The following is a 17,734-nucleotide window of genomic DNA, read 5'->3' on the forward strand; positions in this document are numbered from 1 at the left end:
CTTCTCTAAATTTCCTGTATAGGCGACATAGTAAAGTAAGTAACAAAGATAAATATATTGGATAGAGATGGGTAGTGAACTAGTTTAAAGGATGAAAATTAGTTCACTACATTTTTATGTTCTCTTATAAAAACAGGTATAAAGATCGTCTTTATTTCAATAGAGTATCAAAATAACTAGTTTGAATCTATTATAGGCTGAGTATTTTTTCTTATTTCTTATAATAATTAGAAAAATACTTGAAAATGAAAGCCCTTTCACATATGATGAGTTTACGTTAATACTTTGTTTGATAAACAAAGTATCGACTACTATCTAAAGGGTAAAGGGGGCTAGATAAAGAAGTTGGTTGTACTTTATTTACATGAAGAGGGGGATGGAAATGTTGGTTTTATTAAAACGTTTTAAGAAGGCAACGGTGTTTTTGGCAATCATGATTTTAGTTTTTTCTACATTTGCGCCTGCAATTAGTGCACAAGGTGGTACGGACAGCGTTCCGGAAGTCGAAGCACGAGCGAAGGAAGTACTTGAAGTTGATGGGAAACAATTTAAAGATTTAAATGGAAATGGAGAGTTAGATCCATATGAAAATTGGCAGCTACCTATTGAAGAGCGAGTGGAGGATCTCGTATCCCAAATGACGCTGGAAGAAAAGGCTGGGCTGATGCTGATTAGCTCTCATTATATGGGAGGTGGTGGACGGGGAGAAACTTGTCCAGAGGTTCCAGACTCTTCCTTGTGTGAAACCGATACTTGGAATGATACAAATAGATGGGCTGAACCAGGTGATGAGTTCTATGAAATTGATCCACCAGCTCTAGATGCATCTGGGGCTACCGAAGGAATTCTTGAGAGAAACTTACGTTATCTCATTATTCGTGATAATCCAAGTGCGGACGATTTAGCAATCTGGGTTAACGAGCTTCAAGAAGTGGCAGAGGGTTCACGGTTAGGTATCCCAGTCGTGATGACTTCTAATCCTAGGAATCATATTAATACAAACAAGGCTTTTGGTATCAGTGAGTCGGTAGGTGAATTTTCAGTTTGGCCAGGTGAATTAGGGCTGGCAGCGACAACCGATGCAAAACTTGTAAAAGAATTTGCACAAATTGCAGCAAAGGAATGGAGAGCTTCTGGAATTCATAAAGGCTATATGTATATGGCGGATATTGTGACAGACCCGTTATGGACAAGAACAGAAGGGACATTTGGAGAGCATCCAGAGCTTGCAGCAGATATGATTCGTGCTACTGTGGAGGGCTTCCAAGGTGAAGAGCTTGGTAACCATAGTGTTTCACTGACTACGAAGCATTTCCCAGGTGGTGGAGCACGTGACGATGGGAAGGATCCCCACTATGAAAATGGAAAGTTTAATCCTTATCCAACGGAAGGTAGTTTGTTAAAGTACCACCTCCCTCCATTTAAGGCGGCGATTGAAGCGGGCACAACATCTATTATGCCATACTATGCTTATCCAAGTAATGAACACAGTGCTCCGAATCAACTTGGTAATGGAGAAGAATTTGAAGAGGTTGGGTTTGCATTTAATAAGGCGATTATAACCGATTTGCTTCGGGAGGAACTTGGTTTTGAAGGATATGTAAATAGTGATACGGGTATTACTACTGCCATGCCTTGGGGAGTTGAAGATTTAACAAGAACTGAACGGTTTGCATATGGAATCGAGGCCGGAGTGAATATGTTCTCGGGTGAGGCTGATCCAACACATATTATTACTGCGGTAAATGATGGGTTAGTGGCTGAAGAAAAACTGGATAGCTCAGTAACATATCTGCTAAAAGAGATAATGCAATTAGGACTATTTGAAGATCCTTATGTCGATCCAGAAAATGCGCTTGCCGTGGCAACAAATTCAGATTCACAGGCCTTAGCCGATGAAGCGCACCGCAAATCAATCGTTCTTTTACGGAATAATGATAATCTATTACCATTAAATGATGAAAAAATAGATGAAGTGAAACTATATGTGGAAGTATTTTCGGATGGCGATGATCAAGAAAATAACGCTGGCCTGAAAAAGACGATTCAAAACTATGATGAGCATATTACAATTACAGATGATTTGGAAGAGGCTACACATGCATTCGTTTGGGTTCTTCCTAGTACCGCTATGTCTGAACCAACGTTGGAAATTGGATCAGAAACGGGCATTGAAAATGTCGACCGAATCAACGAAATTCAACATGCTGTTCCAACTATCCTTGCGTTAAATATGACGAACCCATGGTTGATAGATAGTATAGAGCCTAATGCAGCTGCGGTAATAAGTACATTTGGCGTACAGGCTGAAGCGGTTGCAGATGTTATCCGTGGGAAGTTCAACCCTACTGGGAAATTACCAATTACGATACCAGCTAATCAAGAAGCGGTAGAAGATAAAAACGGAGATATTCCTGGATATGATGCAGGAGATGCTTATGCTTACCATGCTGAAAGTGATGATTTATATAAGTTTGGGTTTGGTCTGTCCTATACGGAAGGGGTAGAGGACGGTGGCGAATTACCTGGTACGGCAACAAATTATCCTAGTTGGACTATATTTGGGCTGGCACTTGCAATTGGATCCGGGGTATTTTTAACGATTCGTCGTCGAGGAAATAGTCAACAAAATGAAAAGGTGTCGTGAATGTAAAAACGATATTAATCGTTTTGAACGAGCTGTATCTATACCATGATTTGAATAGAGGATGGTCATTTCGAATGATGTCCTTTATTCATAAGGGGGCTTCCTGTATGAGTGAAGGAAAATGGATAAATTATTAGTTTTCATTATTATCGTTGGTCTTGCTGTATGCAGTTATAATGCATATCAATGGAAAGCAGGATCAAAAGGTGTAAAAAGTATTTCACAGGAAGAGATCCAACCGCATACAACTGTTATTTCTTCTGTACTTAAAATAGAAGATAGAATAACATCCGCTTCCAATAACCCAATCATGAGTAATCAATTGGATTCACATGAGATTGGAGAAAATATGGCGACACTTTCGATTCCTGCCATCGAAAAGGCCTATTCTGTATTTTGGGGGACAGACGATAAAACCTTGAAACAAGGAGTAGGTATGTATATTAGCCAATGGACAACAACACCTGATCAGCTTGGTCATACTGTAGTGAGTGGGCATCGTGATACTGTTTTCATTGAACTTGGAAGTGTAAGTGAGGGTGACGAGGTTGTAATTGATTATGAAGGAAAGCGATATACCTATGTTGTGAAAGCTATTTGGATAACAGATGCGGAGGATAGGTCTGTCATTGTAAAGAAAGATCATGCCATGCTAACGATAACGACGTGCTATCCTTTCAATTATTTTGGAAGTGCACCAGATCGGTATATTATTCAAGCAGAGCTTGTAAATGCTAATGTATATTAAAAGATGCATAGAGAATGTAAATAGATTGAGAGACTCCTTGATAGCTAACAGGGAGTCTTTTTTAGCAATAATCTTGAAATTGCCTGCGCTTACATATATGATAGATTTGTTTGACGTATAGACAAATAAAATGTTACGCAGTGGAATCGTTTATGTACTTGGTTCCTTAGGGGGGAAGTAACTATGGGAGGACAAAATGAAGCATCATCCAGTTTTTAACTATTTATATATCTTCTATTCCAGTGTATTTATCATACATATCGTCAATGTGTTTATCGAAAGTGATTCTCTTAATTACATGATAGGAATACTTGCTCTACTTATGCTAGCAGTTTCTTTTATCGGTGCATCTAATTTATTTAAAATACTTGGGGCTGCATTTATTATAGTAGGAGGTTTGGTCTTTTTAACATCTGACCAATCACTGATAAAGCTACCTAGTTTGCTTACATCGAACATGTCGCTTCTAACGCTCTTAGCAATGCTGCCATGGATGAACAGTGTTGTTAGGAGTGGTCGATTTGATCGAAGCTTGAACAATCTGCTAAACGTAAATGTTTCTGACTTGGGTAAGCTTTATCCACGTGGATCGATTACAACACTTACGTTAGCAGCCTTCTTAAATCTATCGGCCGCAACCATTTCGCAAGATGTGTTAAAAGATAACTTACGCACATTGAATAAAAAAGTAAGAAATTCATTTATTGGCACAGCAACACTTAGAGGCTATACACTAGCACTATTATGGAGCCCATTAGAGATCTTATTAGCTGTTTCCATTTTCACCACTGGTGCTGACTATGTGTCGTTATTACCTTGGCTTCTGTTGATTGCAGGGATTACATTTCTGCTTGATTCATTTTGGGGTCGTTATCATTATAAGAAGTATTCCTATGACAGTCCTGCAAAAGTAAGTATTAACATGAAAGAGGTAACGAAAAAAATTATTCATTTAATGTTTGCGCTTGTTGTGTTTTTAACACTTGTGATTACGTTAGGAAATTTATTTAATCTTGATTTCATTTTTACGGTTACGATCCTTATTTTCCCGTTTGCGTTTGTTTGGGCTCAGTTCATGAAACGAGGGCGTAGTTTTTGGATAATTGGTTGGAAAACGTGGAAGCAGAAGACAAATACGATGCAGAACTTTGTTGTTTTATTCATTTCCTTGGCCTTCTTCGCAAATAGTATTAGTGGTACAGCATTTTTAGACTTTATTCAGCAGCCGGTTTTGGCTATCATTAATTATCCATTCCTTATTTTTGTTGTCATTCAGCTTATTTTTATTTTTATGAGTATGTTTGGTGTCCACCCAATTGCAACGATTGGAATATTAAGTGGCGTGATCGCAACTTTACTAGAAACGATGAATCCGACCAGCCTTGCAATTGTTTTAACAACGAGTGCAGTTTCTACATTAACGGTTGGTTCTTATGGACTAGTTGTTCAACTAACATCCATGAACATTGGACAAAACCCATACCGAATCACATTAAATAATATACCTTATGCGCTCATGTTTGGCGGGATAGGGTCAATCGTTGCATACTTACTTTTATAATGTACATGATGCACGGCTTTGTCGAAGGCATTCGTTTGAGGCATCTTGCCCTTCAAAGTATAGGGGGTTCTAGGAGAGCAAAGAACGCTTTCGTGAGAATCCCTTTAACGAATGCCTTCAGCTTCAACTAGATAAATATAAAAACACCGGTCCTTATTATGGAAGAATTATTGGGCGGTTGCATGTGCAATGATAGGACAAGGTATTATAAGTACGTGTTTAATAGCTATAATGGAGTGAATCCATATATCCAAGAAACACTACTTAACAATAAATTTTATAATTATTTAATTAATAAAAATACTTGAAAATAAAAACGCTTTCAATTATAATGAAGTCAGTATTTAGTTTGTTTGACTAACAAATAATATTTTGGGGGGCAATTTATTTGAAAAAGAAAGCGGTAACATTAGTTTCGGTGATGATTTTTGTAGCTATTGTGTTAGCGGCATGTGGTGGGTCATCTGGAGCAGGTAATTCTGATGGAAGTACGGAAACGACAACACTACGTTTAGCGGAAAATCATCCAGATGATTATCCAACTGCAATTGGGGATAAAGAGTTTGCTAGACTCGTTGAAGAAAAGACAGATGGACGTTATGTAATTGAAGTGTACGCAGGTGGCCAATTAGGGGAAGAGTCAGAAGTACTAGAACAAGCACAATTAGGTACAATCGATTTAGCAAGGGTTAACTCCATTCCACTAGCACAATTCTCACAAGATATTGGTGTTTTATCGATGCCGTATTTATTTGAAGATGAGGATAAAAAATGGGAAAAACTGAATGGTGAAGTTGGACAAGATCTTTTAGCGACATTAGATGGTTCGAATTTGGTTGGGCTTGCTTTCTATGACTCTGGAGAAAGAAGTTTTTATAATACGAAACGCCCGGTAGAAAATCCAGAGGATATGGCAGGATTGAAAATTCGTGTACAAAACTCTGAATTGGCAATTGATATCGTAGAAGCGTTAGGTGCCTCTGCAACGCCGATGGAGTATGGAGAAGTTTACTCAGCATTGCAGACAGGGGTAATTGACGGGGCAGAAAATAACTTCCCAAGCTACTACACTTCTAATCATTATAATGTATCCCAATACTTTACAGTTAATGGTTATCAAGGAAATCCAGAAGTACTATTAGCATCAGAAAGTTTATGGAATGACTTAAGTGATGAGGATAAAGAAGCCTTTCGAGAAGCTGCTTTGGAATCGGTTGAAGTACAGCGTGAAGCATGGGCAGAATTAACCGAGGAATCTAGAGAAGCTGTCTTAGAGGCAGGAAGTGAATTAGTTGAGGTAGATGACATTTCAGAATGGAGAGACGCGGTTCAACCGGTATATGATAAATATGGTGATCAATTCGGTGATTGGATTGATCGATTAGCAGAATAAATTGTAAATTTATGGGGGAAGGGAGGGGAATCCTCATTCCCCCTATTTTCATAAGAGGAGGATTATGATGAAGACCTTAAGACTTATTAAGCTTATCCTTGATCGGTTGCTATTAGTAGTCTCATTAACACTACTTGCAGTCATGATTGTCATTATTATCTATCAAGTGTTTTCACGTCAAATACTTAATTCTACACCTTCTTGGTCAGAAGAATTATCACGAATCTTATTTGTTTGGGTAAGCTTTTTGGGGATTGCATATGGGTTTAAAGAAAAGTTGCATATTGCGTTAGGTCTTATTGTAAATATGATGCCTAAAAAAGTACAGGATATCTTTGATTACTTTGCAAAAGGGCTTGTTATATTTTTAGGTGTTATTATGATTTATTATGGATGGAATTTCACTACATTAATGGCGAATAATGTTATGCCTGGAACGGGACTACCTAGTAGTATGTTGTATGTAGTTATGCCTATATCTGGTTTTTATGTAACTTTGTATGGAACAGCGCTATTATTCAAGAAAGGTATGCATCAAGAGTTTGACGATGCAAATGAGGAGTGAGCATATGGAGATACTTATATTATTTGGTAGTTTTTTCTTGTTACTTATTTTTAGAGTTCCAATCGCACTCACGCTAATCATTTCATCTTTACTTACAGGGATATATATGGGAATTGATCCAGCCTCCCTTGTACAGCGAATGGTTCGTGGCTTGGATTCATTCTCACTACTGGCAATACCTTTCTTCATTTTAGCCGGAGAAATTATGAATGAGGGTGGAATTTCTAGAAGGTTAATTAATCTTGCGAATGTTATTATCGGCAAAGTTAGAGGCGGACTGGCTATGGTAAACGTATTCTCGAGTACTCTCTTTGGTGGGATTTCTGGTTCAGCACTTGCGGATACTTCCTCATTAGGATCTGTTTTAATTCCAATGATGAAGAAGCAGAAATATGATACAGACTATTCGGTTGCAGTAACGATTTCAAGTTCGACACAAGGGGTTTTGATTCCTCCAAGTCACAATATGATTATTTATGCAACAGCAGCTGGTGGAGTATCTGTCGGAGCACTCTTTATTGGCGGACTTGGTCCAGGATTGCTTCTTGCATTAGCGATTATGATTTTAACTTATGCGCTTGCTGTAAAACGTAATTATCCAAAAGGTGAAGCAGTTAAAAAAGAAGACATACCGAAAATTGTAAGAGATGGTTTATTAGGTCTATTTACGGTCGTAATTATCATGGGTGGTATTTTGAGTGGCTTCTTCACAGCTACCGAATCAGCAGCCATTGCAGCACTGTATGCATTTATTATTACATTCTTTGTTTATAGAGAAATCCCTGTAACAAGAATGGGGGTTATTTTAGAAAGAACATTTAGAACATTAGCGATGGTACTATTTTTAATTGGTGCTTCTGCTGCGTTCGGCTGGCTACTAGCAATGTTGAAAGTACCTGCATTAGTTTCGGATGCGTTATTGACCTTTTCACCGAATGATGCAATAACGATATTGATTATTTTAATTATCCTGCTGTTATTGGGAATGGTTATGGATATGGCACCGCTTATATTAATTGTAACACCAATTCTTCTACCTGTTGCGACAAGCGCAGGAATGGATCCTGTTCACTTTGGGATCGTATTAATGCTAGCATTAGGTATTGGTCTCGTTACACCACCGGTTGGTTCGATCCTTTTCGTTGGGTCTGCTATTGGAAGGATATCGATAGAAAGATCAGCAAAAGCAATGCTGCCTTTCTATGCTGTCATGATTGTCGTACTTTTATTAGTAGCCTATATACCAGAGCTTTCGTTATTCTTACCAAATTTATTTGGGCAATAAGAAGTCTATGTCAACACCCCAAATCATCATTAAAAGTGATGGTTTGGGGTGTTTTTTTGTTTGTAGTCCCTTTTAATGAATTCTACTTTAAGAAGTTACGGAGAAAAAGTTCGTTGGGTTTCTTGGCAAATTATCGAGCTTTCATGTTAATCTATTATCTAGAAAAATCTTTTAAAAAGCACTCTCAGTCAATTTTTATGAAATAACTGACAGTTTAGGCTAATGTAATTCCTGCATACTTGATATAAAATAAAATTAGGCCTTTGAAAGGAGTGGGCTGTTTGAATCAATCAATGATAGCGTTTTATCGAATGCGAGGTACGAATGAACCATTTGACTACCACGCCCACGAAGAATATGAAATCTACTTCTTTCACTCTGGTACATGCCGTTATTTGATTCATAACCAAATATATGACTTGGAACCGGGGGATATTCTAATCATGGATGGGATGACATTGCATAAGCCGAATGTCCATCCAAATAGTGAGTATATTCGTAGTGCTGTTCATTTTTCACCAAAATGGGTGAAGTCTGTACTTGAGGAATTAGGAGCGATGTATTTATTAGAAGCATTTCAACGGCTTCACCATTGCTTAATTCGAACGAAGGAAAATGAAGAATCAAAGGCAATAGAGAAGCTTATTCAACAGCTCTCAGAATTGAGCCAGGTAACGAATCGCCATGAGCTTCATCAGGAAACGGAGCTGAAAGTACTCTTACTCCAAGTGCTAATCAGTGTATATAATCTAGGCCAAAAGGATTCCAAGAAGCTAATCGACAAAAAGTCGGAAAAAGCGGAGCATGTTGAAAATGTATTGAAATATATTCAAGCGCATTATATGGAAAAATTGACGGTTGGATCGATTGCTGAGGCATTGAATTTAAGTAAGTCCTATGTTTCTCATTTATTCAGAGAAATGACAGGGTTTACAGTAATGGAGTATGTGATGGCATCCCGATTGACGCAGGTGAAGTATTTACTAGAAATGGAACCAAAAAAGAGTATAAAAGACATTGCGATTGAAAGTGGTTTTGAAAGCGCTTCGCACTTCAGTCGTTATTTTCGTGAACATGTAGGCATGACAGCGGGCGAATTTCGTCGCAAACGTCTAAAAATATATAGTGAGGAGAATGGATAATGGAAAAAGTAAGATTAGGCATTATTGGTTTAGGTGCACAAGGTGGAGCTTATGCGGGGTTTATTGCTGAGGGAAGAGTACCAAATATGGCAATTGGTGCAATTTGTGACATCGATCCAGAGAAAAAAGCATTGGCACAAGAGAAGTATCCAGATGTTCCTTTTTACGATAATTACATTGATATGTTAGAAAGCGGAGATGTAGATGCAGTTGTTACGTGTGTTCCGCATTACCTTCATCCAGAAATGGGAATTGAATCACTTAAAAGAGACGTTCATGCATTAGTAGAAAAGCCAGCTGGCGTTTATACAAAGCAAGTTAAGGAATTAAATGAATTTGCTGCAACAAAGCCAGAGCTTACGTTTGGGATTATGTTTAATCAACGAACAAATAAATTGTATCAAAAGGTTAAAGAAGTTATTGATAATGGTGAAATCGGAAATATCCGTCGTACGAATTGGATTATTACGACTTGGTGGCGTCCACAAGGATATTATGACCAAAGTGCTTGGAGAGCAACTTGGGAAGGTGAAGGTGGAGGTGTTCTTGTAAACCAAGCGCCACATCAATTGGACTTGCTGCAATGGATTGCAGGTATGCCGAAGAAAGTTTACTCCAATGTAAAATATGGTTATCAAAGAGATATTGCTGTAGAAGATGAGGTAACAGCATTGCTTGACTATGGAAATGGTGCTACAGGTACGTTTATTACATGTACACATGACATTATGGGAACGGACCGTTTTGAAATCCATGGTGATAAAGGAAAAATTGTTGTTGATGATAGTGAAACCGTTACAATTAAACGCTTGAAAACACCTGAATCCGAAATGAGTGCGACGATGGACATGCAAGACGTTATGAGAATTTTCATGGGTGCTGGCCCTGGTGAAATTTATGATGAAGAAGTACTCAAGTTTGAAAGTGTCTGGGGTGAACAACATACTTCGGTAATGGAAAACTTCGCAGCGAACATCCTTGAAGGAACACCATTACTTGCTCCTGGTAGCGATGGAATCAATGGTGTTGCACTAGCAAATGCGATTCACTTATCTAGCTGGTTAGGGAAAGAAGTAGAGTTACCAGTTGACGAAGACGAATACTTTGCTGCGTTAACGAAGAAAATCGAAGAAGAAAAGAAGAGCCCTATCCAAAAATAAGGAGATAGGATCGCTTATAGATAGAAAAACAAGGGCTTTGATAGCCCTGTTTTTCTAATAAGCTTTAGTGAAGGGAGTACCAAATAATGCTGAAGGTAGCAGTAATTGGTTTAGGTGATATTTCCAAAATCCATATACCAGCTATAAAGGAGAATTCAAACGTAGCCTTAGTTGCAGTATGTGATACAAATACAAACTTAAAGGAATCGTTCCCAGATGTTCATTTTTATCATGACTATCATGAAATGCTAGAAAAAGAGGAATTAGACTGTGTCCATATTTGTTTACCACATCACCTGCACTACCCAGCTACAAAAGCATGTGTTGAAAAAGGTGTCCACGTTCTTTTAGAAAAGCCTCTTGCAAGAAATGCAGAAGAAGGTATGTTTATAGCTGAATTAGAAGAACAACATAAAGAGGTTAAAATTTGCGTTGCTTTCCAAAATCGTTTGAATGAGTCATTTGAAATGCTTCAAGAACTAATTCAGAGTGAAGAATACGGCAAAGTAACAGGAATAAAAGGGTTAGTAACGTGGTTCAGGCCAAAGGAATATTACGATGTGAAGCCATGGCGAGGAACGTTTAAGCTAGCTGGCGGTGGCGTCATGATTAATCAAGCTATCCATACGTTAGATCAAATGCAATTAGTTGGTGGGCCAATCAAAACGATACGAGGTTCGATCGATAACTTGGTTGACTATGGCTATGATGTCGAAGATACTGCCACGGCAAATATTCAATTTGCAAATGGGGCAACAGGTTTGTTCTTTGCAACCGTAACAAATGCAACAAACTCATCTGTTGAGTTTCAAGTGATCCTGGAAAAAGGAAAATTAACAATCAAAGATAGCATTCTTACAAAAACGAATGAAGATGGGATAAAAGAAAGAGTAGTAGAGGATAGCAAACTACCTGGCTCAAAATTTTATTATGGTGCAAGCCATTCCAAATTAATTCATCATTTTTATAACTGTATTGAGAATGATACAGACGATTACATTCATGTGAAAGATGCACAGAAGTCCATGGAAATGATTAGTGCAATTCGTAGATCATCCGAAATTAAGAAAACGATAAAAATGGAGGTATACCAATGACAAAAGGTAAAATGGGCGTACAAATGATGATGCTCAAAGGCAAAGTTGAAGAACTCGGTGCTTATGAAGTGATGAAACGACTACATGAACTTGGCTTTAGCGCTGTAGAGGTTTCGCAAATTCCGATGACAGAAGAAAATGTGCAGGCGTTAAAACGAGCAAGTGAAGATTTTAATATCGAAATTGCTGCGCTTTCTGCTGGATTAGAGCCGATGCTACCAGGTGCTCCAGGAGAAACGTTAAGCAATGATTTTGAAAAAATCGTGGATGATTGTAAGACGCTTAACTGTAACTATGTTCGTATTGGAATGCTCCCATTGAATGTGATGGGTGATAAGGATCAAATACTTGCATTTATCGAACGTGCCGAAGCAATGGCTGAACGACTAGCAGACCATGGAATCGAATTATATTATCATACACACCATATTGAATTCCAGAAGTATGATGGCGAGTATTTGTTAGATATTATCAAAAATAACACATCAAGGCTTGGCTTTGAATTGGATGTTCACTGGATTCAACGTGCAGGGGTAAACCCGGTAACATTTATTCAAGAATACAAAGATCGAATTGCATTATTACATTTAAAAGACTATCGAATTGGGAAGCTAGATGTAAATGAAGATGATTTGAAAGATATGGCTACATTTTTCGAGAAGTTTACCAATCTAATAGAGTTTGCGGAAGTAGGCGAAGGAAATCTAGATATTCCAGCAGTAATTGCAGCTGGACTTGACAGTGGTGCAAAGTATTTCCTAATTGAACAAGATGATACGTACGGAAGAGATCCATTTGATTGTCTACAAACATCAGCGGAGAACTTAAGAAAGCTAGGATACGCAGATTGGTTTTAATCGGTATAAGCTGATTTCTATTTACGATTATATGCCATCAAAATGAAAGGAGAAGGTGAGATATGGGAAACGCAGATGGAATGAACTATGCACCAAAAGGAAAGCCAAATCCTGTCGTTAAAGAAGGTGAGTTTCCGATTGCTGCAGCAGCATTAGACCATGGTCATATTAACGGAATGTGTAACGGATTAATAGAGGCAGGAGCAACATTAAAATGGGTGTATGACCCAGATCCTGAAAAGGTCCAGAAATTTGTTGAACAATTTCCTGGAGTAGAGGTTGCATCATCACTCGAAGAAATTTTAAATGATGAATCCATAAAATTAGTAGCAGCTGCAGCAATTCCGTCCAAAAGAAGTGCCTTGGGGAACAAGGTTATGAAGGCAGGTAAAGATTATTTTACGGATAAAACGCCATTTACAACAATAGAGCAGCTTGAAGAAACAAAGCGTATCGTGGGGGAAACAGGACAAAAGTATATGGTTTACTTTAGCGAACGCCTTCATGTAGAAGGAGCTGTATTTGCTGGTCAGTTAATTAGCGATGGTGCTATCGGCCGTGTTATTCAGGTGACAGGCTTTGGTCCACATCGTCTAAATGCAGATAGTCGCCCAGATTGGTTCTTTAATAAAGAGCAATATGGTGGAATTTTATGTGATATTGGTAGCCATCAAATTGAACAGTTCTTGCACTTTACTGGAAATGAAAATGCGCGCATCTTGCATAGTAAGGTTGGAAACTATAACAACCCACAATATCCTGAGCTAGAGGATTATGGAGATGCTACACTTGTTGGAGACAATGGAGCAACGTTCTACTTCAAGGTAGATTGGTTTACACCAGATGGACTGTCGACATGGGGAGATGGCCGTACATTTATTACTGGAACAGAAGGTACGATTGAGATTCGTAAATATGTTGATGTAGCACGGGAAGAAACAGGGAATCACCTTTACCTTGTCAACAAAGATGGCGAGAAACACTATGCCTTGTCAGGTGAAGTAGGATTCCCATTCTTCGGTGAGCTGATCAAAGATTGTATCCATCGTACAGAAAATGCAATGACTCAAGCGCATGCCTTTAAAGCGGCTGAGCTATGCTTGAGGACACAAGCGGAAGCGGTTCATATTACAAAATAATGGAATAATGCTGGTCACTATTTGTGATTAGCATTATTTTTTTGCGTAAAAGTTCTATTTAAGAGGTTTAGCACAACCCACGTTGATGGAAGCAACTCTATTGATTGAACGAAGCCACAATAAATTTAAAAATGTTCAGAAAAAACTTTTAACGATAAAAAAATTTCAAAAGTCTTGATTTTACAAGCGCTTACATGTAAGATAATTATTAGTTAGTAGAGTAAACAAATTAATTGAAAGAATGCAAAAAAGTGAAAGCGATTAAATTGATTAGAAGCTAATATAGTAGGTATTCTAGGATCAATCAGTGTATATTTACTCTTTTTAAGAAAACAAATGAAAAGGCTAACAAAAAGGGGATTTTAAGCGTAGAATTAATAAAGATTACTTCTTTTATCCAATTTGTTAGTTGGTTAAACAAAATAATCAACAAACCCATATGATTTAAAATGTTAGAGTATTGCCATTATTCATTATGTAAGCAATTTATATTGATTGATAGTTAAGTAGTTAAAACTTCTAATCTAGTATCAAAGACATATTCTTAGGAGGAATTAAAATGAGTCAAGCTGCATTAAAAACACCTGAACAATCACCAAACGAGCTAAAACCATCCGTACGCCCATTTGGGATGAGAGATAAGATAGGTTATTTATTCGGTGATTTTGGAAACGATTTCTCTTTCATTCTTGTAAGTACCTTCTTAATGGTATACTATACCGACGTCTTCGGTATTAGTGCTGCAGCAGTAGGTACGCTTTTCTTAATTGCCCGATTGTGGGATGCGGTTACAGATGTTCTCTGGGGGCGCTTTATCGACTCAAGAAAAACAACACCAAAAGGGAAATTTAAGCCTTGGATCTTTAGAATGTCATTCCCGCTTGCTATAACTACGGTGTTACTTTTTCTTTATATTCCTGGTATGGGCGATGGCTTTTATTTAGCTTATGCTTATGTCACCTATATGGCATGGGCGGCACTATACGGAACGGTGAACATTCCATATGGTTCCATGGCTTCCGTTATGTCTAGTGACTCCACTGATCGTGCGGCACTATCTGGATGGAGAACAACGGGTGCTATGGCAGCGAATCTTGTTATTAGTGCAGGTGCACCACTCATTGTATTCGTGGATAATGAAGTTTCTGCAAGTCGCTTGTTCATGGTGGCTGTCATATTTGCCATTTTAGCTATTGCATGTTACATGGCTTGTGTAAATTTATCAACAGAACGTATTCAGCAACCAGAGAAGAAGCCTGGTGAAAAACTGAGTTTTGTGACAACGGTCAAAGGTCTTTTGAAAAATAAGCCATTAATTACGCTCTTGATTGCTTCCTTATTATTTATGTTGACCATGATGCTTGTTGGTTCTATTAACGTATTTCTGTTCAAAGACTATTTTGAAAATGCAGCTCTTTTAAGTATATTTAGTTTACTTCAAAGTGGTGCCGTATTTCTTGCCATGCCAGCACTAACCCCGCTTGTAAAGCGTTTTGGTAAAAAAGAGCTTGGTGCAGCTGGAATGCTGATAGCAGGTACCGCTTATTTAATACTCTTTTTGATTCCAAATATAACGTTACCAGTATTTTTCACGATCAATGCGATTGGGCTTTTCGGTTTTGCATTTTTCAACCTGATTATTTGGGCCTTCGTTTCAGATGCGATTGACTATCAGGAATATTTAACTGGTTCCCGTGAAGATGGTACGGTTTATGCGGTGTATTCCTTCGCACGAAAAATTGGACAGGCGTTTGCAGGGGGACTTGCAGGATTCGCACTTACGTATGTCGGGTATAACTCAGGGGTTGCAACACAAGCACAAGAAGTGAAGGATGGAATTTATACGATAGCAACACTTGTACCAGCCATTACTTACTTTGTTGTATTCCTTATTCTTGTATTTGCTTATCCACTTAATAAAAAACGTACGAAACAGCTTGAACTTGATTTAGCTGAAAAGAGAGAAGCAATGAAATAAGTGTTTGATTTTTACGGAGGTCCTCATTTAGGTGGGGGCTTTTTGTTTTTAGCTGGCAAGTTAACGATCCAAAATATGCTAAGAAAAACGGAGCAGAAGGGACAAGAGGATGAAGCAACGTTTTGCATCTAGTTTATTTCTGCAAGGATAGTGTAAAAAAGTGCTATCTTAATGCAAAAATCTCCTTGGGGTTTATCGTATACTTATAGTTAGTTAGATATATAAAGCGCTTGTATTTTTCTGTAAGTCTAGGAATTAAAGAAGGAGGAGTAAAAATGGAGATAAATCCGGTACTGAAGGATATGGGCTTTTCAGCAACGGATAAAGTAATGGTTATCCATGCTGATGACGTTGGAATTACACAGTCTTCAATTGATGCCTTTCAAGAATTACTGGAATTTGGAACGATCTCTAGTGGTTCTGCTATGGTACCTGCCCCATGGTTCCCGGAAGCGGCAAAGCTGTTTAGGGAGAACCCAGACATCGACCTTGGTCTTCACTTCGTTTTAAATTGCGAGTACGAATCATACCGCTGGCGCCCAGTTTCAACGATGAGCAAGGAGTCAGGATTTGTCGATGAAAATGGCTATTTTAAGCAAGATAAGCAAGAAGTAAGTCAAACTGCAAACCCTTCGTTTGTAACAGAAGAAATAGATGCACAGTTACAGGTTGCTCGCAATCTAGGAATGAAGCCAACACATGTGGATACACATTGTGGTATTCTATGGGCGCCTGATTATATGGATGCTTATGCAAACTTCTATAAGAAGCATGGGATTTTACCAGTATTATTCAACATCGATCCAGATAATATTGACCCTGCAATTCAAGGCGCCATACAGGCATTTAATATGTCCACTGAAAAAATAGCAGCATTTGCTGAACAGAAGCTACCTATGGTTGATAGCATCACAGGTCTTCCTGTTGAGCATACGCATGATGTAGACGATCGCTTACAATTAGCAAAGCAAATTCTAGACAATGTAAAACCAGGGAAGCTGACGCACTTTGCCTTTCACCCTTTAAAAGATACTCCAGAATCGCATGGATTACAGCGCTACTCTGGCGGAAGAATTGGAGATTACGAGGTATTTATGCGAAAAGAGTTGAAAAATCATCTAAAAGAAAAAGGTATTCAGCTTGTAGGATATAAGGACATTATTCGATATATGTAAGCAGGTTCCAAGCATTTACACAAATGCTTGGATATTTTTTTATGTTATAATTTTCTTTGTATCATTAGACTTGATTATCCTCTTTAATCATAGATTTAAGGTGGTCTTGGGATGGGAAAAAGTTTAGAATCAGGGCATAGAGACTATACAAAAAATCAACTTATTAAACAAAGTCATGCGCTTAGGGAAGGGTTTCTGTATGCGATTCAGACAGGGAATAAAGCAAAGGTTGATGAAGGAAAGCTACTTGTAAATCAGATATTAAAAGATGATTCTTTGGATATCCTGAAAAGAATTCCGGGGAATACGTTACGCTCCGTCAAAAACTTCCTCTTGTCACATAATACACTATATAGTTATAGTGCAGAGAAGGGTGGATTAAGTGCAGCACAGGCCCATTATATTTCAGAAAAGTATGCGATTATGATTGAACATACGAATTCTATCTCTTTGCTAGAACATATCCACACGAACATGATAGATGAATACAGCGATATGTCGATTCGGTTTAAAGAAAATGAAAATGCTACCATTGTGGAAAAGGTAGAAAACTATATTGAAACGGACTTTGCAGAAGATGCTACCATTGAAGTGATAGCTCAGAAAATCCACGTGCATCCGTCACACCTCATGCGGACTTTTAAGAAGGAAAAGGGGATAACGATTAGTCGTTTTCGAAATCAAAAGCGAATTAAAGAGGCAAAGGAACTCCTGAAGCATTCGAATCTATCGATGACAGATATAGCACTAATTGTAGGTTTTAATAACTCTCAATATTTTTCGAGAATTTTTAAAGATGAAGAAGGTATAACGCCAAAGGAGTTTAAACAACATAGTAGTCTAATTTAAAGGCTTTATAGGATGTATTTAGTAGCATCTGATAGGGCCTTTTTTTATGTGTCAAACCTCCAAATCTGCGAACCGTGACACATCCGTAAAGCGTATTTCGTTCCTCGATAACCGGGTGCTCTGCGCTTATCTTCTTGA

At 38.1% G+C, this 17,734-nt stretch carries 14 protein-coding genes; all 14 read left to right on the forward strand.

The window, feature by feature from the left end; all coding sequences use genetic code 11:
• Positions 1-382 precede the first annotated feature (382 nt).
• The 14 genes from F1560_RS08990 to F1560_RS09055 all read left to right on the forward strand — a co-directional run bounded on the left by F1560_RS08990 (position 383) and on the right by F1560_RS09055 (position 17,596).
• The gene (locus F1560_RS08990) at positions 383-2,647 is read left to right on the forward strand and encodes a glycoside hydrolase family 3 protein (RefSeq protein WP_149474293.1); all 2,265 of its coding nucleotides are present in this window, start codon (positions 383-385) and stop codon (positions 2,645-2,647) included.
• Positions 2,648-2,768: 121 nt separating this feature from the next.
• Positions 2,769-3,395, forward strand: coding sequence for a class D sortase (locus tag F1560_RS08995; RefSeq protein WP_149474294.1), 627 nt, complete (start codon positions 2,769-2,771; stop codon positions 3,393-3,395).
• A gap of 196 nt (positions 3,396-3,591) precedes the next feature.
• Complete coding sequence (locus F1560_RS09000) at positions 3,592-4,956, forward strand: hypothetical protein (protein ID WP_149474295.1); 1,365 nt, start codon at positions 3,592-3,594, stop codon at positions 4,954-4,956.
• Positions 4,957-5,344: 388 nt separating this feature from the next.
• Positions 5,345-6,349, forward strand: a complete 1,005-nt coding sequence (locus F1560_RS09005; protein ID WP_210095938.1) for a TRAP transporter substrate-binding protein — start codon at positions 5,345-5,347, stop codon at positions 6,347-6,349.
• 67 nt (positions 6,350-6,416) lie between these two features.
• Complete coding sequence (locus F1560_RS09010) at positions 6,417-6,914, forward strand: TRAP transporter small permease (RefSeq protein ID WP_187773673.1); 498 nt, start codon at positions 6,417-6,419, stop codon at positions 6,912-6,914.
• Between the two features lie 4 nt (positions 6,915-6,918).
• Positions 6,919-8,199, forward strand: coding sequence for a TRAP transporter large permease (locus tag F1560_RS09015; protein ID WP_149474297.1), 1,281 nt, complete (start codon positions 6,919-6,921; stop codon positions 8,197-8,199).
• A gap of 281 nt (positions 8,200-8,480) precedes the next feature.
• Positions 8,481-9,341, forward strand: coding sequence for a helix-turn-helix transcriptional regulator (locus tag F1560_RS09020; protein WP_149474298.1), 861 nt, complete (start codon positions 8,481-8,483; stop codon positions 9,339-9,341).
• A complete protein-coding gene (locus tag F1560_RS09025) occupies positions 9,341-10,501 on the forward strand; it encodes a Gfo/Idh/MocA family protein (protein ID WP_187773674.1) in 1,161 nt (386 codons plus the stop codon). The genes F1560_RS09020 and F1560_RS09025 overlap by 1 nt, the downstream gene beginning before the upstream one ends.
• A gap of 86 nt (positions 10,502-10,587) precedes the next feature.
• A complete protein-coding gene (locus tag F1560_RS09030) occupies positions 10,588-11,598 on the forward strand; it encodes a Gfo/Idh/MocA family protein (RefSeq protein WP_149474300.1) in 1,011 nt (336 codons plus the stop codon).
• Positions 11,595-12,455, forward strand: coding sequence for a sugar phosphate isomerase/epimerase family protein (locus F1560_RS09035; protein WP_149474301.1), 861 nt, complete (start codon positions 11,595-11,597; stop codon positions 12,453-12,455). Before F1560_RS09030 ends, F1560_RS09035 begins: the two co-directional genes overlap by 4 nt.
• A gap of 62 nt (positions 12,456-12,517) precedes the next feature.
• Entirely contained in the window at positions 12,518-13,594 is a 1,077-nt protein-coding gene (locus F1560_RS09040) for a Gfo/Idh/MocA family protein (RefSeq protein ID WP_149474302.1), read from the forward strand.
• Between the two features lie 559 nt (positions 13,595-14,153).
• Positions 14,154-15,572, forward strand: a complete 1,419-nt coding sequence (locus F1560_RS09045) for a glycoside-pentoside-hexuronide (GPH):cation symporter (RefSeq protein WP_149474303.1) — start codon at positions 14,154-14,156, stop codon at positions 15,570-15,572.
• 275 nt (positions 15,573-15,847) lie between these two features.
• On the forward strand, positions 15,848-16,747 hold the full coding sequence (locus tag F1560_RS09050) for a ChbG/HpnK family deacetylase (protein WP_149474304.1): 900 nt from the start codon (positions 15,848-15,850) through the stop codon (positions 16,745-16,747).
• Between the two features lie 111 nt (positions 16,748-16,858).
• Positions 16,859-17,596, forward strand: coding sequence for an AraC family transcriptional regulator (locus tag F1560_RS09055; protein WP_149474305.1), 738 nt, complete (start codon positions 16,859-16,861; stop codon positions 17,594-17,596).
• Positions 17,597-17,734 lie beyond the last annotated feature (138 nt).

The organism is Oceanobacillus polygoni (assembly GCF_008304605.1).
GTDB classification, from domain to species: domain Bacteria; phylum Bacillota; class Bacilli; order Bacillales; family Amphibacillaceae; genus Oceanobacillus; species Oceanobacillus polygoni.